Here is a 19,973-nt window from a genome sequence, read left to right on the forward strand (position 1 = left end):
ACGGGACACTGTGGACGGTGTTCGGCGGCGTGCCGTGGCGAACCGTCGGGAACTGAGCCACCACGTCGCGGCGCCGTCCACGACCCCGGTACCGAACCGGTGCGGCGAACGGCGCCCGCGTGGCGTCACGACTTGGTCGGGCACGCGGCGGTGGAGCCGCGCACGACGAGTTCCGGCCGGAACAGGTACTCCTCGGTGGGAGGTGCCGCGCCGGCGATCTCGTCCAACAACGTGCGCACCGCCGCGGTGACCATCGCGGTCACCTGTTGCTGGATGGTGGTCAACGGCGGGTCGGTGAACGCGATGAGTGGCGAGTCGTCGTAGCCGACCACGGAGAAGTCCCTCGGCACCTCCAGGCCCTGCCTGCGGGCCATGCGGATGGCGCCGAGCGCCATCAGGTCGCTGCCACACACCACCGCCGTGCAGTTCCGCTCCAACAGCGTCAGGGCCGCGGAGTGCCCGCCCTCGACGGAGAACAACGTGTGGACGATCAGTTTCTCGACCTCGTCGGCGCCCACCACGGGCGTCATGAGCTCGCGGAACTTCTCGGCCTTGCGTTGCACGGGCACGAACCGCTTCGGCCCGACGGCGAGTCCGATGCGCTCGTGTCCCAGCTCGCGCAGGTGTGTCAGCGCCAGCTCCACCGCCGCGCCGTCGTCGTCGGAGAAGAACGGCGCCTTCACGCCGGGCGCGTACCCGTTGACGAACACCACCGGAACCCCGCTCTCGATGAGGCGGTGGTACCGGCTGTGGTCGGCGGTGGTGTCGGCGTGCAGCCCCGACACGAACACGATGCCGGACACCCCTCGCGCCGTGAGCGTCTCGATGAACTCGTCCTCGGTGGCCCCTCCGGGCGCCTGCGTGCACAGCACCGAGCGGTACCCGCGCATCACCAAGGTCCGGTCGATCACCTGGGCGAACGCCGGGAAGATCGGGTTGTCCAGCTCGGGGATGATCAGCCCGATCAGTCCCGCGCTGCGCTGGCGGGCCCGCGCCGGGCGTTCGTAGCCGAGCCGGTCCAGGGCAGCCAACACGGCTTGGCGCGTGGCCGCGGCGACCCCCGGTTTGCCGTTGAGTACCCGACTCACCGTCGCCTCGCTGACGTTCGCCAGTTCGGCGATGTCGGCGAGGCGAACACCGTCGAGCGAGCTCTTAGCCATCCACGTCTCCGCTCCACCACACGGCACTCTCCGGCGGCAGCGTCACCGCGTCGTCGGTGAGGTCGAGTTCCGAGACCGCGCAGCTGGTGAGCCGCACCGTTCCCGGACGGGTGATCGTCACCGGCGACGACGAGAAGTTCACCGTGCAGATGAACGCCGAGCCGCGGCGGAAGGCGAGCACGTCGTCGGGCGAGTCGCTCCATTCGAAAGCCTCCGCCGGAAGCTCACGGCGCTGCCGCAGGGCTTCACGGTACAGCGACAGCATGGAGCCGGAGTCATCGCTCTGGGCCTCGACGGTGAGTTCCGCCCAGTGCCGGGGTTGCGGCAGCCACGACGAGCCGCCGAACCCGAACGGCGGTTCCGTGCCCGACCACGGCAGCGGCACCCGGCAGCCGTCCCGCCCCCGGTCGGTGTGCCCGGAACGCTCCCACACCGGGTCGGCGAGCACCTCGTCCGGCAGGTCGGTGACCTCCTCCAGGCCCAGCTCCTCGCCCTGGTAGACGTACACCGAGCCCGGCAACGCCATGGTCAGCAGGGCGGCGGCCCTGGCCCGGCGCACGCCTTGCTCCCCACCGCCGTAGCGGGTGACGTGCCGGTGGACGTCGTGGTTGGACAGCACCCACGTCGTCGGGGCGTTCACCGTGGCCACAGCCTTGAGCGAGGCGTCGACGACTTTCCGGAACTCCGCTGCCGACCAGTCGGCCTCCAGGTAGTGGAAGTTGAACGCCTGGTGCAGCTCGTCCGGGCGCAGGTAGCGGGCCAACCGTTCGGCGCTCGGCACCCACGCCTCCGCGACGCCGATGCGCTCGCCGGGGTAGGAGTCGAGGATCTTGCGCCATTCCCGGTAGATCTCGTGCACGCCGTCCTGGTCGAAGTACGGCAACGGCCGCGAGGTGAGCAGCGACGCCTGGTCGGTGCAGCCGGCGTCGGGCAACCCGTCCGCCTTCACCATGCCGTGGGCGACGTCGATGCGGAAGCCGTCGACCCCTCGGTCGAGCCAGAACCGCAGGATGCTCGCGAACTCCGCGCGCACCTCGGGGTTCTGCCAGTTCAGGTCGGGCTGGCCGGGGTCGAACAGGTGCAGGTACCACTGGCCGTCGGCCACCTGCGTCCACGCGGGACCGCCGAAGACCGACTCCCAGTCGTTGGGCGGTCCACCGTCGCGGCCGTCCCGGAAGAGGTACCGATCGCGGGCCGGGGAGCCGGGTTCCGCCGCGAGTGCCTCGACGAACCACGGGTGCTGGGACGACGTGTGGTTGGGCACGATGTCGACGATGACCTTCAGCCCCCGGTCGTGGGCCTCGGAGATCAGTGCCTCGGCGTCGGAGAGCTCCCCGAAGACCGGGTCCACGGCCCGGTAGTCGGCCACGTCGTAGCCGCCGTCGGCCATGGGCGAGGTGTAGAACGGGGTCAGCCACACGGCGTCCACACCGAGATCGGCCAGGTAGTCGAGCTTCGACCGGACCCCCGGCAGGTCGCCGACGCCGTCGCCGTTGCCGTCGGCGAAACTCCGCACGTACACCTGGTAGATCGCCGCGGTGCGCCACCACTCGTTGCTCATGATTTCCTTTCAGCTCTTGACGCCGCCCGCCGTGAGCCCGGCGACGAGATGACGTTGGACGAGGAAGAACACGATCGCCGACGGCACCATGACCACGACGGAACTCGCCGTGAGCAGCCCCCACTCCGCCTTGAAGTCGCTGACGAACGTCGCCATGCCCACGGGAAGCGTGTAGTGCTCCTCGCTCTGCATGAACACACTCGCGAAGGCCACCTCGCCCCACGTGGTGATGAAGGAGTAGAACACCGTCACCGCGATGCCCGGCTTCGCCAGGGGAACGATGAGCCGCCAGAACGTGCCGAACGGGCTGAGTCCGTCGACGCGACCCGCTTCGTCGATCGAGACGGGGATCGTGTCGAAGTAGCCCTTGAGCATCCACGCGCAGTACGGCACCGCCATCGTGGAGGAGGCGAGGACCAGTCCTCCGTAGGAGTCGAGCAGTCTCAGCTCCGACAGCACGTTGTACAACGGCACGATCAGCACGGCCGCCGGGAACATCTGTGTGACGAGGAACGACCACATCAGGGGCCGTTTGCCGGGGAACCGCATGCGGGAGGCCGCGTACCCCGCCGTGGCCGCGATCAGCACCGCGAACACGGTGGTGGCCGTCGCCACGATCAGGGAGTTCGCGAACCACGTCAAAAACCGCGTCTCGCCGAACACCTGGACGTAGTTGTCGAGGCCGAGCGTGCCGAGTTCGTCGGGGCGGGTCCAGGTGCCGCGATCGGTCTTGAGCGAGGTCAGGGCCACCCAGGCCACCGGGAACACCGCGACGACGCTCGCGAGCACCAGCGTGGTGTGCAACGCGGTGGACGACAGCGCGCTGCGTTGGTCCCTGCGACGCGCCTTCCGGGTCATGACAACACCTCACTCGACTGCCGGTCGAGCCAGCGGCGGTAGAAGAAGGCGAACACCACGAGCATCGACGCGATGAGCGCCCCGTAGGTGGCCGCGCCCGCGTAGTCCCGGATTCCCCGGAACGCCCGCTCGTAGGCCTCGGTGACGAGGATGTTCGTCGCACCGCCCGGTCCGCCACCCGTGAGCATCGCGATGACGGCGAACTGGTTGAACGTCCAGATGGTGCCGAGCAGGATCACCGTTCCGGACACGGGCCGCAGGCCCGGCAGCGTGACGGCACGGAATCGCTGCCACGGTGTCGCGCCGTCCATCTCGGCCGCCTCGTAGAGATCCTTCGGCACCGTCTGCAGTCCGCCCAGCAGCGCCACCATCATGAACGGCACGCCCAACCAGACGTTCACGAGGATCACCGCGATCTTGGCGGCGGTCGGTTCCCCCAGCCAGTCGACGCTGTCGAAGCCGACGGCGTTGAGCAGGGCGTTGAGCACACCGCCCTCGGTGTTCAACACCAGCCGCCACGCGAACGCGGCCACGAACGGCGGCACGGCCCAGGGCAGGATCAGCAGCATCCGGTAGATCGAGCGGCCCTTCAACGCCCGGTTGAGCAACAACGCGAGCCCGAGCCCGAGCGAGTAGTGCAAAGTCACGCACGTGACCGTCCACACCAGAGTCCAGCCGAGTCGGGAGTAGAACGCGCCCTCGACGCCGGAGAGCACGTCGATGTAGTTGTCCAGACCGACGAACTCGTAGGTCGCCTCGATCTCGTTGACCCCGATCGTGCGGGCGCTGTTCATCTCGTTCGCGTTGGTCAGCGACAAGTACACGCCCTGGACCAGGGGGTAGAACACGAGCACGGCGAGCACGATCACCACCGGGGCCACCATCGCCCACGCGTACCAGTGCTTGCTCACGGTGTCGCGCAGCCCCTTGCGGGGCGGAGCCACCTCGGGCGCCGCCCCGGCCGGGGGACGAACGGTCGTCGTCGTCATGACTCGAAGCCCGGTACCGCGTCCTTCGCCTTACGCTGTGCCTGCGCCAACCCGTCGTCCAGCGAGGCCTGACCACCGAGGATCTGCTCGTAGAACGGCGTGAACAGGTCGTACAGCGTGCCGGCTCCCGGCGCCGCGGGCCGGGGCTTGGCCATCTCGATCGGTTCCTGGAAGGCGGCGAGCAGTTCGTTGTCGGCCGCCTCCGGCGTCTCGTACACCGATGCGCGAGTGGGCAGGGTGTTGTTCTCGCCCGACACGTAGGCCTGGTTCTCGGGCCGGTTCATGAACTCCACGAACAAGTACGACGCGGCGAGGTTGGCCGAGCCCGCGTAGACGGTGTAGTTGTGGCCGCCGACCGGGCCGCCCTGTCCCTTCGGGCCCGCCGGGACGGGGGCGACGCCGAGGTTGTCGGGGTCGTCGAATGCCTTGCCGGACAAGGCGTCGGAGATCGACCACGGGCCGTTGATGATCATGCTGACGGACCCGTTCTTGAATCCGTCCTGCATGTTCGTGTACTTGTTCGCGCTGGTGTCGACGGTGCCAACCCCGTCGGCGGTCAGCTCGCGCACGGTCTCGATGGCGGCCTTCACCTCGGGGCTGTCGATCGTGATGCGCTTGCCCTCGACGTCCACGTAGTCGGCTCCCTCGCCGTAGACGAAGGGCAGCAGGTAGTAGGAGTCGGCGTTGATGAAGATGCCCTCGGTACCCGGCACCTTCTTCTCCAGCAGCTCCGCGGCCTCGCGCAGTTCCTCCCACGTGGCCGGGGGCTCCGTGATGCCGGCCTTGGCGAAGTGCTCCTTGTTGTAGAGCAGCGCGAGGGTGTCGGTGACCTGCGGGACGCCGTAGGTCTTGCCCTCGTAGACGTTGCTCTCCATCGGCACCGGCAGGTAGTCGTCCGCGTCCTTGAGCGCGGGAGTGCCGTCGAGCGGCTGGAGGTAGCCGAGCGCGGCGAACGTCACCGTCCAACCGACGTCGGAACGCATGACGTCCGGCGCGCCGTCCCCGCTCTGCGCGGCGGTTTTGAACTTGTCGTCGGCCCCGTCGAAGGGCACGGAGACGTACTCGACGTCGATGTTCGGGTACTCCTGCTCGAAGCGCTCGACGAGTTCCTTGTAGGCCGGGGCCTCGGTGGTGGCATCCGAGGTGTCCCAGAAGGTGACGGTGCCCGTCACGGATTGGGGATCGTTGTTCGCCTGCTCCGCCGCGTTGCTCTGATCGGGGGCGGACTCGCCGCACGCGCTCACCGCGAGGGCGGTGATCGCGGCCAGGGCCAGGACTTTTCTGCGTGTCATGGTTCTCCTCGCTGAGACCGGGTGCGCAAGACGGTAGCTCGACCGATCGGGGGATGCAAGAATCTTGCTGTAAGTTTCATCAACACTTTTGCAAGTCTTGCGAGCGAGGTGCCGGCCGGTGGTCTCGACGGGCCGCGGCTCGCGCGGCGACGTGGGGTGACCGGGTTTTTCGGGGTCGCTTCGGAGTGGGGCGAAGCTTGCAAAATGTGATCCCAAATCGTGAAACGAACTCATGTTCGACTGTGTCGGGCCGAGGAATGTGCTTCCATAGCGCCCCATGTCACGGACTCACGGAATCGTGGTTCTCGCCGAGTCGTCGGGAACGACGAATGTCGAGGAAGCGATCAACAGCGCGTTCGAACCGATAGCGGAGTTCGCGAACAGCATCGTGTTCGCCACGATTCCGGTTTTCGGCACCGAGTTGCCCTGGATCGTCGCCTGGCTGGTCGTGGCCGCGCTGGCCTTCACCGTGTACTTCAAGTTCACGCAGGTCATGAGGCTGAAGCTGTCCTTCGACATCGTCCGAGGCAAATACACCGACAAGAACGATCCCGGCGAGGTGAGCCATTTCCGGGCCCTCACGGCGGCGCTGTCGGGAACCGTCGGACTGGGCAACATCGCCGGTGTCGCCGTCGCCGTCACGATCGGCGGTCCGGGGGCCACCTTCTGGATGATCCTTTGTGGATTTCTGGGGATGGCCACGAAATTCGTCGAGTGCACGCTCGGGGTGAAGTACCGCGAGGTGCACGCCGACGGAACGGTGTCCGGCGGCCCGATGCACTACCTCCGGCAAGGCCTCGTGGACCGCTTCGGCCGCAAGGGAGCCGTGCCCGGCAAGGTGCTGGCGTTCGCGGCGGCCCTGCTGATCCTGCTGTTCGGGATCGCGGGCGGCAACATGTTCCAGGCGAACCAGACGTTCGCCCAGCTCCGTTCGGTGACCGGCGGGGAAGACGGCCTGCTCGGCGGCAACGGAGCGGCGCTGCTCGTGGGTGGCCTGATGGCGGGCGTCGTGGCATTGGTGCTCGTGGGCGGCATTCGGTCCATCTCCACGGTCACCTCCCGGCTCGTGCCGTTGATGGCCGTCGTCTACGTCGCCGGGTGTCTGACGGTCATCCTCGTCAACGTCACCCACGTTCCCGCCGCCCTCGGCGAGATCGTCTCCGGGGCCTTCGCTCCCGAAGGTGTCGCGGGCGGCGCTCTCGGCGCGCTCATCATCGGGTTCCAGCGCGCGTTGTTCTCCAACGAGGCGGGCATCGGATCGGCGGCGATCGCTCACTCGGCGGTGAAGACGCGTCATCCCGCCACCGAGGGGCTCGTCGCGCTGCTGGAACCGTTCATCGACACGGTCGTGGTCTGCACGATGACGGCGGTGACGATCGTGATCGCGAGCACCCCGAGCTGGGAGCAGGCGCGGGCCGCGGTGTCCACCGGCGCGGCCGCCCCCGAGGGCGTCACCCTGACGTCCGACGCGTTCGCCACAGTGTTGCCGTGGTTCCCGGTGGTGCTCTCGATCGCGGTGACGCTCTTCGCCTTCTCCACCGTGCTGAGCTGGGCCTACTACGGGCAGAAGGCGTGGCAGTACCTGTTCGGGCGGGGACGGATCGCGGATTTGGTCTACAAGATCGTGGTGTGCGGTTTCGTCGTGCTCGGCGCGGTGCTCACCCTCGACGCCGTCGTGAGCTTCATGGACGCGATGATGTTCGTGCTCGCCTTCATCAACATCGTGGGTCTCTACCTGCTCGCTCCGGTGGTGAAGCGGGAACTGTCCGACTTCACCGCGAAGGTCGCCGCCGGGCATTTCCGGCAAGGTGGACGGTCGCGGGCCGAAGCGCACGACTGACGTCCGGTTCCGTGGCGGCGGTGTGTCCGGCGACATAGCCGAATGGCTGGACTTGCTCGCCACTCACCGGCGAGGCTCGGTGCGAACGAGTCACCCGGTGCGAGCGGCGCGAAAGGAACCATGACCAGCCATCCGGAGACGACCGGCCACCGCTGTCGCGGACTGGCCGACCTCGTGGCCTCGATGAGCTACGAGGTGCTGCCTTTCGCGAGTACGGAGGAACGCGTGCTCGCCGAGGTGCCCACGAGTGTCCCCCTGTCGATCACGGTCACCGAGGCCAGGGGGCTCGACGTCACCCTCGATCTCGCCGAACGTCTGGTGCGGCACGGTTACCACGCGACGCCGCACCTGGCCGCGCGGCAGTTCGTCGACCAGCGGCACCTCGCGGAGGTGATCGACCGCCTGCGTTCCGCCGGCGTGCGCTCGGTGTTCGTGATCGGTGGGGACGCTCCCGAGCCCGCGGGCCGGTTCGCCGACGCCGGCGCGTTGCTGCGGACGATGCGGGAGCTGGACCACCCGTTCGACGAGGTCGGTATCGGCGGCTATCCCGAAGGTCACGCCGCCATCCCGCGGGCGGCGCTCGACCACGCGTTCGCGGTGAAGGCTCCCCTGGCCACGCGCGTCGTCACCCAGATCTGCTTCGACGCGAGGACCACCGTCGGGTGGGCCGCGACCGTCGCGGCCTCGGGCGTCGACCTCGCCGTCCACATCGGAATTCCCGGACCGGTGCACCGGCGGAAACTCGCGCGGATCTCCGCCGGGCTCGGGTTGGGGCCGTCGGCGCGTTTCCTGCGTAAGCAGCAGAGCCTGTTCTGGCGGTTGTTCCTGCCCGGCGGTTATCGCCCGACGTCGCTCGCCCGTGACCTCGGCGCGGCGCTGCCCGCGGGCAACGTCGCGGGTCTGCACGTCTTCACGTTCAACGAACTCGGCGAGACCGAGCGCTGGAGACGACGACTGCTCGCGACGACATCGGGCACGAGCTGATCAACGGGCGCTCGACGGCGCCGGAGTGCCGGGCCGAGCCCGACGCTCGCGTAGCAGCACCAAAGCCTGCACCGCCGTGTAGGCGAGCAGCAGTGCCCCCACCACCGCGCTGACGTGCATTCCGGCCACGAATGACTCACGTGCGGCGGCGAGCAGCGACGCGGCGTGGTCGGGTGGCAGCTCGGCGGCGACGGCGGTGGCGCCGCCGAGGGTCTCGCGAGCCACCGGCCCCGCGTCCCCCGGCACACCGGCGCGGTAGACGGCGGTCGCGATGCTGCCCAGTACGGCCGTGCCGAGGGCGCCGCCGAGTTCGTAGCCCGTCTCGGAGATCGCCGACGCCGCACCCGCGCGTTCCGGGGGAGCGGTGGCGATGATCAGGTCGTTCGTGAGGGTTTCCGACAACGGCACACCGAAGCCGATGAGCGCCGTGCCGATCACGAGCACCGCGAGTCCGTCGTCGACTCCGAGCGCCACCAGCACCGTGAACCCGCCCGCGCTGAGCAACAACCCGCCCGCGATGAGATACGCCACCGGAACCCGGCGGGCCAGCCGGGCCGCGGCGAGGGAACCGGCGACCCCGGCCACGGTGGTGGGCAGCAGCCACAGCCCCGCCGTCATCGGTGCCAGTCCGAGCACGAGCTGGAGGTACTGCGGCACGAGGAACAGCGACCCGGCGAGGGCGAACACCCCGAGCATGTTCGTCAGCACCGATCCGGTGAACGCCCGGTGCCGGAACAACGACACGTCGATCATGGGGTCGGCCAGCCCGCGCTGCCTGCGAACGAAGAGCACCCCCAGCAGGGCGCCGACGACCACGCCCGCCGCGGCGATCGCATCGACGCCGTGCTCGGCGAACCGTTTGATGCCGTAGACGATCGGGAGGACGGTCGCCAGCGAGAGCAGCGAGGACAGCGGGTCGAAACGACCCGGATTCGGGTCCTTCGCCTCCGGCAGCAGGAAGGGGCCCACGGCCAGCAGGACGAGCATCACCGGCACGTTGATGAGGAACACCGAGCCCCACCAGAAGTGTTCGAGCAGCCAACCGCCCAGGACCGGGCCCAGGGCCATACCGCCCGAGAACCCCGACCCCCACACCGCGATGGCCACCCGACGTTGGGCGGGGTCGAGAAAGATGCTGCGGAGGAGGGACAACGTGGAGGGCATCAGCGTCGCCCCGCCGACGCCGAGCAGGGCCCGTGCGGTGATGAGGAGTGCCGGGGTGGTGGCGAAGGCGGCGAGCACCGAGGCGGCGCCGAACGCGACGGCGCCGCCGAGCAGCAGCTTGCGGCGTCCGATGCGATCGCCCAGCGTGCCCATGAACACCAGCAGTCCGGCGAGCACGAACGAGTAGATGTCGACGATCCACAACTGCTCGGTGCCGGTAGGGGCCAGAGCTTCGCTCAAATAGGGCAGCGCGAACCCCAGCACGGTCATGTCGACGCTGATCAACAGCACGGGCAGGACCAGCACGGCGAGTGCCCCCCAGGCTCGCCGTCCGGCTTTCTCCATGATCGATCCCCTAGAACTGAACAGTCCGGACGGTAAAGTTTGACTCCCGGCTGAAACTAAACCGTCCGGACGGTATGGTCAAGCGGCATGGGCAGGCCGTCATCACGTGAGCTGGTTCTCGACGCCTACGAGAGTCTCCTGATCGAGCAGGGCCCCACCGCCGTGACACTCGACGCCGTCGCGGCGCGGGCGAAGGTGTCCAAGGGTGGCCTGCTCTACCACTTCGGTTCCAAGGAAGCCCTGCTCGACGGGCTTCTCGATCGCGTGCTGCGGCTCACCGCAGCCGACATCGAGTGCGCGCGGACGGCTCCGGAAGGCGCGGTGCGGTACTACCTGCTCTCGTCCGTCAGTGACGCGAGCATGGACAACCCGGCTCATCGGGCCACGATGGCGGCACTGCGGTTGCTGGGCACCGAACCTCGCGTGAACCGGACCATGATCAAGGTCGGCAGGATGTGGACGGAACTGCTGACCGAGTATGTCGAGGACCCGTTGACAGCGGAAGTCGTCGGGCTGCTCGGCGACGGGCTGTATCTGCGCGCCAGCCTGGGCGACGAGGTCGGTGGGGCCCTGTTGCGGCGGGTGATGTCCGTGGTGTCCCGCGAGACCGGCGAGGCGTAGCCGGCTCGCCGAGGGGCGCGACAACACGTTCGTTCCCTGGGCACCCGTGGGGGCCAATTGCAAAGAACTCTATGCAAAGAATTCTTTGTGGTTTAGCTTGGCCGGGTGACCGAAGACGCCAAGCGACTGGATGTGGGGAGCCTTCGGGCGCTGGCCCACCCCCTGCGACTGAGGTTGCTGGACCTGCTCCGTATGGACGGCCCCGCCACGGCCACCAAGCTTGCCGAGCGGGTCGGCGAGACCAGTGGGAACGTGAGCTGGCACCTGCGTCAGCTCGCCGCAGCGGGATTCATCGAGGAGGACAGCGAGCGCGGCAACCGACGGGAACGTTGGTGGCGGGCCCGCCACCGGTACACCAGCGTCCGGGACGCCGATTTCCGCGACGATCCGGAAGCTCGCCGTTCCCTCGTCGCGTTGAAGTCGCACACCCTGGCCCAGCAGATGCGGCGGGCCGAGGAGTTCCTGCACGGCGACTGGGACGACGCGTGGCACGACGCCGCCGGGATAGGGCATTGGGTGCTGCGGCTGACGCCGGACGAACTCCTGGCGCTCGGTCGTGAGGTGGCCGCCGTGCTCGAACGGTACGAGGCCCGGCCGCGGGACGGTCGCGGTGAGAAGGCCGAGGACGTGATCGTCCAGGTGCAGGCGTTCCCCCGGCGTCGGGAGGACGGCAGATGACCGGGGCCACCGCCGATGCCGGGCGCGAGGTTCCCGACGCGACCGGGTCGCGAGCACTGCGGAGCCGCCCCTTCCCGCTGTTCTGGACCAGCCAGGCGACCAGCAAGTTCGGCAGCGCGATGACCGTCGTCGTGCTGCCGCTCGTCGCCGTGGACACGCTCCACGCCGGTACGTTCCTCGTCGGCGTCCTCCAGGCGGCGGCCTGGCTGCCGTGGCTGGTGATCGGACTGGTGGTGGGCGCCTGGGTCGACCGCGTCTCCCGCTGGCGCGTGATGCTGCTCAGCGACGTCGTCTCCGCGGTGGCGTTCGTGTCGGTGCCGGTCGCGTGGTGGCTCGGCTGGCTGACCGTGTGGCACCTGTTCGTCGTCGCGCTGATCGGTGGCGTGGCGGCGGTGTTCTACTCCACGGCGTACAACGCGTACCTGCCCGCGCTGCTCCCCGGCGCCGATCTGGCGGCGGCGAACAGCAGACTGCAGGGAACGGAGAAGGCCGCGCAGGTGACGGGTCCCGGTCTCGGTGGTGTGCTCGCCCAAGCGATCGGCGCGGCCGGGGTGTTGCTCGTCGACGCCGTCACGTTCGTCGTGTCCGCGGTCTGTCTCCGTTTCCTTCGAGTGCCCGAACGTCACCTGCGCGCCGAGAAACCGAGCGGCGGGCGAACGAGGGGATTGCTGAGGGAGATCGGGGCGGGAATCCGGTTCGTGGGGACGGACGGCTACCTGCGCTCCCTGACGCTGTACGCGGCCGTGTCGAACCTGGCTTCCGGTGCACTGCAAGCCATCCTCGTGGTCTTCCCGGCGCGCACGGTCGGGCTCCCGCCCGCCACCATCGGCGTCCTGATCGGCGCCATCGGTGTCGGAGGTGTCCTCGGCGCGGTGGTCGCCGCGCCGTTGTCACGCCGGTTCGGCACCGCGCGGACGATCGTCCTCTGTGAAGTGATCGCGATGCCGTTCGCCTTGCTGGTTCCCTTGACCCACAACGGTTTCGGGCTCGTGTTCCTCGTGGTGGGTGGTGTGGTGGTGACCGCGGGTGTCGTGCCCCCGAACGTCATCAGCGCGGCTTTCGTGCAGACCTACTGCCCGGCCGGCATGATCGGTCGTATCTCGGCGAGCATGCGGGTGGTCAATTTCGGCACTCTGCCCCTCGGCGCGCTGCTCGGTGGTGCGCTCGGTGAGTCGCTCGGCCCCCGAGCCACGATGTGGATCATCGCGGGCACTCTCACCGCGTGCACCGTGCTGTTGCTGTGCGGCCCGGTGGCCCGCGTCCGCGACCTTCCCACGCGGCCCGAAACGGCGGGCCGGTGGCACGAGTGAGTGGGAAGGGGCCGGAACGGTGCTGTGATCAGCACCGTTCCGGTGTGCCGGCGTCTTGATTCGAAAGCAAGCGCTCCAGCGTTTTCGCGAGCATGCCTCGACCGCGTGCGCACGACCTCGCTCGGGCCCCGGATGCCGTCGAGTGTCTCCTCCGGGGTTCGAAGGGCCCCCGCGACGAGTGGCGTGTCCGACGGCGATCTACCACGCCTTCGGCTCACCGGCAGCGCTGCGCGGGCTGGGGGCCGCCCAGTGTCGAGGAGTTCCCGCGTCTGCGGACGGAACTCCTCGACGAAGCACCGGGCGCGGCGTCACGCCACGGCAATCAGCTCGTCCGGCGTGGGTGGGGGTTCGGCTGGAGCCTCGCGCAGCACCCGGACGGTAGTAGAATGCGAGCGTGATCATTCGTCGCATGTGGTGGTGGCTGCCCTAAGGCGGCCATTGCTGTGCGTACGGGCCGTCTGCGACGGCCCCGCGATCCCCGTGCGACGCGCCTGGTCGGCAGACGACCCACCGACCGTGAAAGGCGCGCCATGACTGGATCTTTCGCATCGTCGCTTCGGGCGGCTCACCAACGCAGCGAGGAACTGGCACACGAGATCGCCAAGGACCCGCGGGGGCCCCGGGTGCTCACCGGTGACCGTCCCACCGGGGCGCTGCACGTGGGCCACTACTTCGGCAGCCTGCGCAATCGGGTGCGGCTGTAGCGGCTCGGCGTCGAGACGTTCGTGCTCATCGCCGACTACCAGGTCCTGACCGACCGCGACGTCGCGGAGAACCTCCCCGAGTACGTGGAGGGGCTCGTGCTCGACTACCCGGCGGTGGGCATCGACCCCACGGGCGCGACCGTGTTCGCCCATAGCCAGGTGCCCGAGCTCAATCAGCTTCTGCTTCCGTTCCTCAGCCTCGTGACCGTCGCGGAACTCGGCCGCAACCCCACCGTGAAGGAGGAGATCGCCGCGAGCAGGCAGGCCGCGGTGAGCGGCCTGATGTTCACCTACCCCGTGCACCAGGCCGCCGACATACTGGCGTGTGGGGGCGAACCTGGTTCCCGTCGGCAAGGACCAGCTGCCGCATCTAGAAGTGACGCGATTGATCGCCCGGAGGGCAACAACCGCTACGGGAAGCTCTTCCCGGAACCGGACGCCCTGCTCAGCGAGGCTCCGTCCTTGCTCGGGCTCGACGGGCAGAAGATGAGCAAGAGTCGGAACAACACGATCCCGCTCTCCGCCGGCGAGGACGAGACGGCTCGTTTGATCAAGCGCGCGAAGCCCGATTCGGAACGGCGGATCACCTACGATCCCGAGAACCGTCCCGAGGTGTCCAGCCTCGTCCTGCTCGCGGCGCTCTGCCAGGACCGGTCGCCTCGGGACCTCGCCGAGGAGATCGGTGACGGCGGCGCGGGCACGCTCAAGAAAGTCGTGACGGAGAGCGTCAACGAACATCTACGTCCGATCAGGAAAGCCCGCGCGGAGTACGCGCGCGATCGCGCCGAGGTGCGACGAATTCTCGAACGGGGCAACGAGAAAGCTCGGGCGACAGCTGCCGACTGTCTCCAGCGGGTGCGGGAGCACATGGGAATGGCGTACTGATCGTCAGGCGGTCGATGTCGCGTTCCCACGCCGGAACTGATTCCCGTCGATTCGCTACCGGAATGCGGCCGGAGGTCCGGATCGGGCTGTCGGGCCGCTGCGGGTTACGGTCCGGTCCGCGTCGGGGCGCCGGGAGGGTCAGTCGCATGTTCGGCGTCCCGCTGCCGCGGACCCACGGTCGTTGGGCAAGCGACCCGGACGGGAGTGCCTTGAACACGAAAGGGAATCACGATTACACGTACCGTGTTGGAGTAACGGGACCATCCCGATCCCAATGGCGAGCTCGGCCAGTTCGTCGGTCAGTGCATGCTCGACCCGCGTATGACACGGGTTGAGCACGAGCAGTCGTGCTCGGTCCCCCTGGGGACCGAGCAGGGTTTTGCGCCCCCGGCAGGATTCGAACCTGCGACCTAGAGATTAGAAGGCTCTTGCTCTATCCAGCTGAGCTACGGAGGCTTGTGGCGACCGTGCTTGGTCACTGCACGTGACCTAGCTTAGTCACCGCTACCTGCCTGATCGCTCGACACCGGAGATTCGTTTCATCCCTCACCCGAGTTGGTGACCTAATCTTCGCTCAAGGTAAGCGTAATCGTGATCAGCCGACTTGCCCGTGGTGTAACGCCAGCTCGGGGCCCGTTGGCACGTGTCGGAGTGTTCCTCCGCTCCGTCGAGATTCTTGAAACGAGGATTTCGATCGCCTGTGTCCGGCCCGGTGAGTGATCACCGTCGAAGTGAGACCGCTCACCGGGCCGGGGCCCCGGACGTCGGGCGGCGGTCGGACGTCCGGGGCAGGGCCGCGCGGTCGGGGCAGGCGGCGGCCCCCGAACCCACGTCGTCACGCACGGGTTCCCCTGCCGCGGTGACGTCGTGGCTCGGATCGGAGCGTGGGCGGGGAGCGGTCAGTTCCAGATCTGCACCGCCCGCACCACGTACGGACTTCGCGGCACGAACGTGCCCGGTCCGGGATAGGTACTGAAATCGGCCTCCGTGGAGCAGTGCGCGTCCTGATAGACGGTGACGTGCCGATCGATGAGGTTGCTGAACGACCGCGCCGTCATCCCGTCGGGAAGCGGTCTGCACTCCTCGGGGTTGGTGTTGCGAAGATCGAGGCGGACGAGGGTGCCGCCGTAGTCGGCTTCCGACCACAGGCAGAACTCACCCGTCTCGCACGCGGAGGCCCCACGAGGCCGGGCCGCGCCCTCCGCGTGTGCCACGGTGGTGGGGGCCACGCTCGCTGCCAGTGTGAAGGCCAGGCCGGACAGGAACACCACCGCGCGTCGACGCCGAGCGGCGCGGGGACGGGCGGACACGGCGGCGAGAGTGCGGCGGTGCGAGTGTCGGTTCACGGACGGTCTCCCCTCTTGTGCGTCGGTCTCCGTGGCCGAGTGGCCTGGTGTGATCCACGATGGCTGGTTGGGGGAGGGGATGTCAGGACGAGGAACGTGGCCCTGTGGACAACCGCGGGGGACTGCCACGGTGGGGTGAAAGTTGTCCCCAGCGAGACCGAGATCGCCTACCCGGTGTGCCAGGTGTGTTACGGGGCGGATCTTCCGGTGTCTCGACGCTCCGGGTTCGGGGTTCCCGTCGAAAGGAAACGACGCGAACGGCGCGAGCCGCCACACATCCGGCGCCCTCCGCCGAAGGGGTCTCGATGAGCTGGGCATACCCTCGTAGCGTGTCCGCGGAAGCCAAACCCGACGCACCCGACAGCGGTGCAGCGAGCGCCGAGACCGGGACAGCGCCTCGGCGACAACCCCGTCGTCGCGCCGCGTTGGGCTCGCTCCTGCTCGTGGGTGGGCTGCTCGCCGTCGCCGTCGCGGTGGGCATCGTCGTCCTCACCGGCGGCCTGAACTACGGGGTGGCCGGCCTGACCGATCCCGGCGACCTCACCCGCTACGGGATCATGGCCGTGCGGGTCGGTTCCGACCTTTCCGCCGCGGTGTGCATCGGCTCGTTGCTGCTGGCGGCGTTCCTCGTGCCGCCCCAGAAGTCGGGGACGCTCGACGTGGACGGTTACGCGGGCCTGCGGACGGCGGGAACGGCCGCGTGGGTGTGGTTCCTCTTCGCGATCGCGTCGGTGTTCTTCACCGCGGCCGACGGCGCGGGCAAGCCCGTCACCGACGTGTTCGACCCCGTGGTGCTGGTGAACTACGTCGAGGCCCTCGAACAGCCGAAGGGCTGGTTGCTCACGGCCGTCGTCGCGCTGCTGCTGGCGCTGGGCTGTCGCCTGGTGCTGTCGTGGGGCTGGACCGTGGTGCTGTTCTTCCTCTCCGTCGGGGGGCTGCTGCCGATCGCCGCCACGGGGCACTCCGCGAGCGGCGGCGCGCACGACGTGGCCACCAACAGCCTGCTGTTCCACCTGGTCGGCGCGGCGTTGTGGGTGGGCGGGCTCATCGCCCTGCTGGCGCACGCCCGGCGCAGGGGGGACCACCTGCCGTTGGCGGCCTCGCGGTTCTCCACGACGGCACTGGTCTGTTGGATCGTGTTGGGCGTCTCGGGCGTGGTGAACGCGCTCGTGCGGGTGGCGCCCGAGCAGCTCCTCACCACCGACTACGGGCTGGTGGTGCTCGCGAAGATCGTCGCGATCGCGGTGCTCGGCGTGTTCGGTCACCAACACCGCAAGCGCAGCGTGCGGGAGCTCGCCGAGGGCGTGGGCGGTGGCACGCTGGTGCGCCTGGCCGCCGTCGAGGTGCTGGTCATGTTCGTGACGTTCGGCCTGGCCACGGCGCTGTCGCGGACCCCGCCGCCGAGGGAGATCGCGGCGCAGCCCTCCACCGTCGAGTTGCTCATCGGCTACGACCTCGACACCGCGCTCACGCCGCTCGGCGTGTTCACGGAATGGCGTTTCGACCTGGTCTACGGCACGGCGGCCATCGTGCTCGCCGTGCTCTACCTCGCGGGGGTGCGCAGGCTACGCCGCCGCGGGGACGTCTGGCCGGTGGGACGGACGGTGGCGTGGTTGTCCGGCTGCGCGATGCTGTTGCTGGCCACCTCGTCGGGTCTCGGCCGCTACTCGCCCGCGATGTTCAGCATCCACATGATCACGCACATGACGCTGAACATGCTGGTGCCGATCCTGCTGGTGCTCGGGGGTGCGGTGACGCTCGCGCTGCGGGCGCTGCCGCCCGCGGGCCGGGGGCGGCCGCCGGGGCCCAGGGAATGGGTGCTCGCCCTGGTGCACTCGCCGATCGCCAGGGTGCTCACCAACCCGGTCGTCGCGTTGGTCGTCTTCGTCGGGTCGTTCTACGTCCTGTACTACTCGGGCCTGTTCGACGTCGCGCTCGACCAGCACTGGGCGCATCTGGCGATGAACGCGCACTTCCTGCTGGCGGGTTACGTGTTCTTCTGGCCGATCATCGGCATCGACCCGGCTCCCCGGCAGTTGCCGCCGCTGGGCAAGCTCGGTCTGCTGCTGGCGTCCGTGCCGTTCCACGCCTTCTTCGGCGTGATCCTCATGAACATGCAGACGGTGATCGGCGAGGGCTTCTACCGCTCGCTGGATCTTCCGTGGGTCGACGGTCTGCTGGACGATCAGCGCGTCGGCGGCGGTATCGCGTGGGCGTCCGGGGAGTTGCCCGTCCTGATCGTCATGATCGCGTTGCTCGTGCAGTGGACGCGCAGCGACGAGCGCGAGGCGAAGCGGCGGGATCGCCGGGAGGAGGCCACCGGTGACGCGGAGCTGGCCGCCTACAACGCCATGTTGAAACAGTTGGCGCAGCGGGACGGTTCCCGCGACTGACGGGCGTGCCCACCGTACGCCGAGTGACCCACCGGTGACCGGGGTACGGGCGGCCTCGGCCTCGCTCTACGATCGGGGGTATGGCCGAGTTCATCTACACCATGAAGAAGGTGCGCAAGACCGTCGGGGACAAGGTCATCCTCGACGACGTCAGCACCGCGTTCTACCCCGGCGCCAAGATCGGCGTGGTGGGGCCGAACGGTGCGGGTAAGTCCACCGTTCTGAAGATCATGGCTGGGCTCGACCAACCGAGCAACGGCGAGGCGTTCCTCCAGCCGGGCGCGAGCGTGGGCATCCTCTTGCAGGAGCCGCCGCTCAACGAGGAGAAGACGGTGCGCGGCAACGTCGAGGAAGGCCTCGGCGACATCAAGGTGAAACTCGACCGATTCAACGAGATCGCCAACCTGCTCGCCACCGACTACAGCGACGAGCTGATGGAGGAGATGGGCAAGCTGCAGGAGGAGCTCGACCACGCGGACGCGTGGGAGCTCGACTCGCAGCTCGAACAGGCGATGGACGCGTTGCGTTGCCCGCCGGGCGACGAGCCGGTGACCCACCTCTCCGGTGGGGAACGGCGTCGGGTCGCGCTGTGCAAGCTGCTGCTGTCGAAGCCGGACCTCCTGCTGCTCGACGAGCCCACCAACCACCTCGACGCGGAAAGCGTTCAGTGGCTGGAGCAGTTCCTGGCGACCTATCCGGGTGCGGTCCTCGCCGTCACGCACGACCGGTACTTCCTCGACAACGTCGCCGAGTGGATCATGGAGCTGGACCGGGGACGCGTCGAGGGCTACGAGGGCAACTACTCCACCTACCTGCAGAAGAAGCGGGAACGGTTGGAGGTCCAGGGCAAGAAGGACGCCAAGCTCGCCAAGCGACTGGCGAAGGAACTGGAGTGGGTCCGCTCCAACGCGAAGGCCCGCCAGAGCAAGTCCCGCGCGCGTCTCGAGCGCTACGAGCAGATGGCCGCGGAGGCGGAGAAGACCCGCAAGCTGGACTTCGAGGAGATCCAGATCCCGCCGGGGCCGCGGCTGGGCAACGTCGTCGTGGAGGTCGAGAACCTCAGCAAGGGCTTCGACGGTCGGCTGCTGATCGACAACCTCTCGTTCACGTTGCCGCGCAACGGCATCGTCGGGGTCATCGGTCCCAACGGCGTCGGTAAGACGACGCTGTTCAAAACGATCGTGGGGCTGGAGAAGCCGGACTCGGGCGAGGTGCGGATCGGCGAGACCGTCAAGCTCTCCTACGTCGACCAGCAGCGCGAGGGCATCGACCCGAACAAGACGGTGTGGGAAGTGGTGTCCGACGGGCTGGACCACATCCACGTCGGGCAGACCGAGATGCCGTCGCGCGCGTACGTGAGCGCGTTCGGCTTCAAGGGACCGGACCAGCAGAAGCCCGCGGGCGTGCTCTCGGGCGGTGAGCGCAACCGGTTGAACCTGGCGTTGACGTTGAAGCAGGGCGGCAACCTGATCCTGCTCGACGAGCCGACCAACGACCTCGACGTCGAAACGCTCGGTTCGCTGGAGAACGCTTTGGAGCAGTTCCCCGGCTGCGCCGTGGTGATCTCGCACGACAGGTGGTTCCTCGACCGGGTCGCGACCCATATTCTCGCTTGGGAAGGGACCGAGGAGAACCCGGCGAAGTGGTTCTGGTTCGAGGGCAACTTCGAAGGCTACGAGAAGAACAAGGTCGAGCGACTGGGGGCGGAAGCTGCCAGGCCGCACCGGGTGACTCATCGGAAACTGACCCGCGACTGACGTCGTAGTGGGACGTGGGAACGGCGAGGCGACGGGACCTCGCCGTTCCCACGTCCCGCGCGATGGAGTCAGAGCCCCGGAGCCGA

General features: G+C 68.5%; 14 protein-coding genes, 1 tRNA gene and 1 pseudogene. 8 read left to right on the forward strand and 8 right to left on the reverse strand.

The window, feature by feature from the left end:
- Positions 1–125 precede the first annotated feature (125 nt).
- From SACGLDRAFT_RS06110 to SACGLDRAFT_RS06130, 5 genes are read right to left on the reverse strand one after another with little or no spacing between them, the layout of a single operon-like run.
- Positions 126–1,160, reverse strand: a complete 1,035-nt coding sequence (locus tag SACGLDRAFT_RS06110; protein WP_005462738.1) for a LacI family DNA-binding transcriptional regulator — start codon at positions 1,158–1,160, stop codon at positions 126–128.
- Entirely contained in the window at positions 1,153–2,721 is a 1,569-nt protein-coding gene (locus tag SACGLDRAFT_RS06115) for a glycoside hydrolase family 13 protein (protein WP_005462740.1), read from the reverse strand. The genes SACGLDRAFT_RS06110 and SACGLDRAFT_RS06115 overlap by 8 nt, the downstream gene beginning before the upstream one ends.
- 9 nt (positions 2,722–2,730) lie before the next feature.
- Positions 2,731–3,579 carry a sugar ABC transporter permease gene (locus SACGLDRAFT_RS06120; protein WP_005462741.1) on the reverse strand — a complete coding sequence of 283 codons (849 nt, stop codon included), beginning with the start codon at positions 3,577–3,579 and terminating at the stop codon, positions 2,731–2,733.
- The gene (locus SACGLDRAFT_RS06125; RefSeq protein WP_005462743.1) at positions 3,576–4,568 is read right to left on the reverse strand and encodes a carbohydrate ABC transporter permease; all 993 of its coding nucleotides are present in this window, start codon (positions 4,566–4,568) and stop codon (positions 3,576–3,578) included. Before SACGLDRAFT_RS06125 ends, SACGLDRAFT_RS06120 begins: the two co-directional genes overlap by 4 nt.
- Positions 4,565–5,860: an extracellular solute-binding protein gene (locus SACGLDRAFT_RS06130; protein WP_005462745.1), complete on the reverse strand. Its 1,296-nt coding sequence runs from the start codon at positions 5,858–5,860 to the stop codon at positions 4,565–4,567. Before SACGLDRAFT_RS06130 ends, SACGLDRAFT_RS06125 begins: the two co-directional genes overlap by 4 nt.
- 277 nt (positions 5,861–6,137) lie before the next feature.
- On the opposite strand from SACGLDRAFT_RS06130, the gene SACGLDRAFT_RS06135 reads away from it, so the two are divergent.
- Positions 6,138–7,700, forward strand: coding sequence for an alanine/glycine:cation symporter family protein (locus tag SACGLDRAFT_RS06135; RefSeq protein WP_051036178.1), 1,563 nt, complete (start codon positions 6,138–6,140; stop codon positions 7,698–7,700).
- A gap of 120 nt (positions 7,701–7,820) precedes the next feature.
- Positions 7,821–8,684: a methylenetetrahydrofolate reductase gene (locus SACGLDRAFT_RS06140; RefSeq protein WP_005462749.1), complete on the forward strand. Its 864-nt coding sequence runs from the start codon at positions 7,821–7,823 to the stop codon at positions 8,682–8,684.
- Here the strand turns inward: SACGLDRAFT_RS06140 and SACGLDRAFT_RS06145 are convergent, their stop codons facing one another.
- Entirely contained in the window at positions 8,685–10,193 is a 1,509-nt protein-coding gene (locus SACGLDRAFT_RS06145) for an MFS transporter (RefSeq protein ID WP_005462751.1), read from the reverse strand. It lies immediately after the preceding gene.
- A gap of 87 nt (positions 10,194–10,280) precedes the next feature.
- Between SACGLDRAFT_RS06145 and SACGLDRAFT_RS06150 the strand changes: the two genes are divergently transcribed.
- The 4 genes and pseudogenes from SACGLDRAFT_RS06150 to SACGLDRAFT_RS06165 all read left to right on the forward strand — a co-directional run bounded on the left by SACGLDRAFT_RS06150 (position 10,281) and on the right by SACGLDRAFT_RS06165 (position 14,391).
- Positions 10,281–10,814 (forward strand): TetR/AcrR family transcriptional regulator, encoded by a 534-nt coding sequence (locus SACGLDRAFT_RS06150; protein ID WP_005462752.1) that lies wholly within the window; start codon positions 10,281–10,283, stop codon positions 10,812–10,814.
- A gap of 105 nt (positions 10,815–10,919) precedes the next feature.
- On the forward strand, positions 10,920–11,492 hold the full coding sequence (locus tag SACGLDRAFT_RS06155; protein WP_005462754.1) for a helix-turn-helix domain-containing protein: 573 nt from the start codon (positions 10,920–10,922) through the stop codon (positions 11,490–11,492).
- Positions 11,489–12,802: an MFS transporter gene (locus SACGLDRAFT_RS06160; RefSeq protein WP_005462755.1), complete on the forward strand. Its 1,314-nt coding sequence runs from the start codon at positions 11,489–11,491 to the stop codon at positions 12,800–12,802. The genes SACGLDRAFT_RS06155 and SACGLDRAFT_RS06160 overlap by 4 nt, the downstream gene beginning before the upstream one ends.
- Positions 12,803–13,332: 530 nt before the next feature.
- Positions 13,333–14,391, forward strand: a pseudogene (locus tag SACGLDRAFT_RS06165) (tryptophan--tRNA ligase).
- A 382-nt stretch (positions 14,392–14,773) separates the two neighbouring features.
- Here SACGLDRAFT_RS06165 and SACGLDRAFT_RS06170 read toward each other — a convergent pair.
- Positions 14,774–14,847: transfer RNA gene (locus SACGLDRAFT_RS06170), tRNA-Arg, on the reverse strand.
- A gap of 443 nt (positions 14,848–15,290) precedes the next feature.
- Positions 15,291–15,737 carry a peptidase inhibitor family I36 protein gene (locus tag SACGLDRAFT_RS06175; RefSeq protein ID WP_005462756.1) on the reverse strand — a complete coding sequence of 149 codons (447 nt, stop codon included), beginning with the start codon at positions 15,735–15,737 and terminating at the stop codon, positions 15,291–15,293.
- Between the two features lie 425 nt (positions 15,738–16,162).
- On the opposite strand from SACGLDRAFT_RS06175, the gene SACGLDRAFT_RS06180 reads away from it, so the two are divergent.
- Positions 16,163–18,130: a cytochrome c oxidase assembly protein gene (locus SACGLDRAFT_RS06180; protein WP_040918646.1), complete on the forward strand. Its 1,968-nt coding sequence runs from the start codon at positions 16,163–16,165 to the stop codon at positions 18,128–18,130.
- A gap of 80 nt (positions 18,131–18,210) precedes the next feature.
- Positions 18,211–19,887 carry an energy-dependent translational throttle protein EttA gene (gene ettA, locus SACGLDRAFT_RS06185; protein WP_005462758.1) on the forward strand — a complete coding sequence of 559 codons (1,677 nt, stop codon included), beginning with the start codon at positions 18,211–18,213 and terminating at the stop codon, positions 19,885–19,887.
- Positions 19,888–19,973: the final 86 nt, after the last annotated feature.

This window comes from Saccharomonospora glauca K62, assembly GCF_000243395.2.
Classification (GTDB): domain Bacteria; phylum Actinomycetota; class Actinomycetes; order Mycobacteriales; family Pseudonocardiaceae; genus Saccharomonospora; species Saccharomonospora glauca.

What these genes read in the sequence shown, in the direction of transcription:
- SACGLDRAFT_RS06110 (WP_005462738.1), bottom strand. Translation starts at nt 1,160, where the DNA reads ATGGCTAAGAGCTCGCTCGACGGTGTTCGCCTCGCCGACATCGCCGAA.
- SACGLDRAFT_RS06115 (WP_005462740.1), bottom strand. Translation starts at nt 2,721, where the DNA reads ATGAGCAACGAGTGGTGGCGCACCGCGGCGATCTACCAGGTGTACGTG.
- SACGLDRAFT_RS06120 (WP_005462741.1), bottom strand. Translation starts at nt 3,579, where the DNA reads ATGACCCGGAAGGCGCGTCGCAGGGACCAACGCAGCGCGCTGTCGTCC.
- SACGLDRAFT_RS06125 (WP_005462743.1), bottom strand. Translation starts at nt 4,568, where the DNA reads ATGACGACGACGACCGTTCGTCCCCCGGCCGGGGCGGCGCCCGAGGTG.
- SACGLDRAFT_RS06130 (WP_005462745.1), bottom strand. Translation starts at nt 5,860, where the DNA reads ATGACACGCAGAAAAGTCCTGGCCCTGGCCGCGATCACCGCCCTCGCG.
- SACGLDRAFT_RS06135 (WP_051036178.1), top strand. Translation starts at nt 6,138, where the DNA reads ATGTCACGGACTCACGGAATCGTGGTTCTCGCCGAGTCGTCGGGAACG.
- SACGLDRAFT_RS06140 (WP_005462749.1), top strand. Translation starts at nt 7,821, where the DNA reads ATGACCAGCCATCCGGAGACGACCGGCCACCGCTGTCGCGGACTGGCC.
- SACGLDRAFT_RS06145 (WP_005462751.1), bottom strand. Translation starts at nt 10,193, where the DNA reads ATGGAGAAAGCCGGACGGCGAGCCTGGGGGGCACTCGCCGTGCTGGTC.
- SACGLDRAFT_RS06150 (WP_005462752.1), top strand. Translation starts at nt 10,281, where the DNA reads ATGGGCAGGCCGTCATCACGTGAGCTGGTTCTCGACGCCTACGAGAGT.
- SACGLDRAFT_RS06160 (WP_005462755.1), top strand. Translation starts at nt 11,489, where the DNA reads ATGACCGGGGCCACCGCCGATGCCGGGCGCGAGGTTCCCGACGCGACC.
- ettA (WP_005462758.1), top strand. Translation starts at nt 18,211, where the DNA reads ATGGCCGAGTTCATCTACACCATGAAGAAGGTGCGCAAGACCGTCGGG.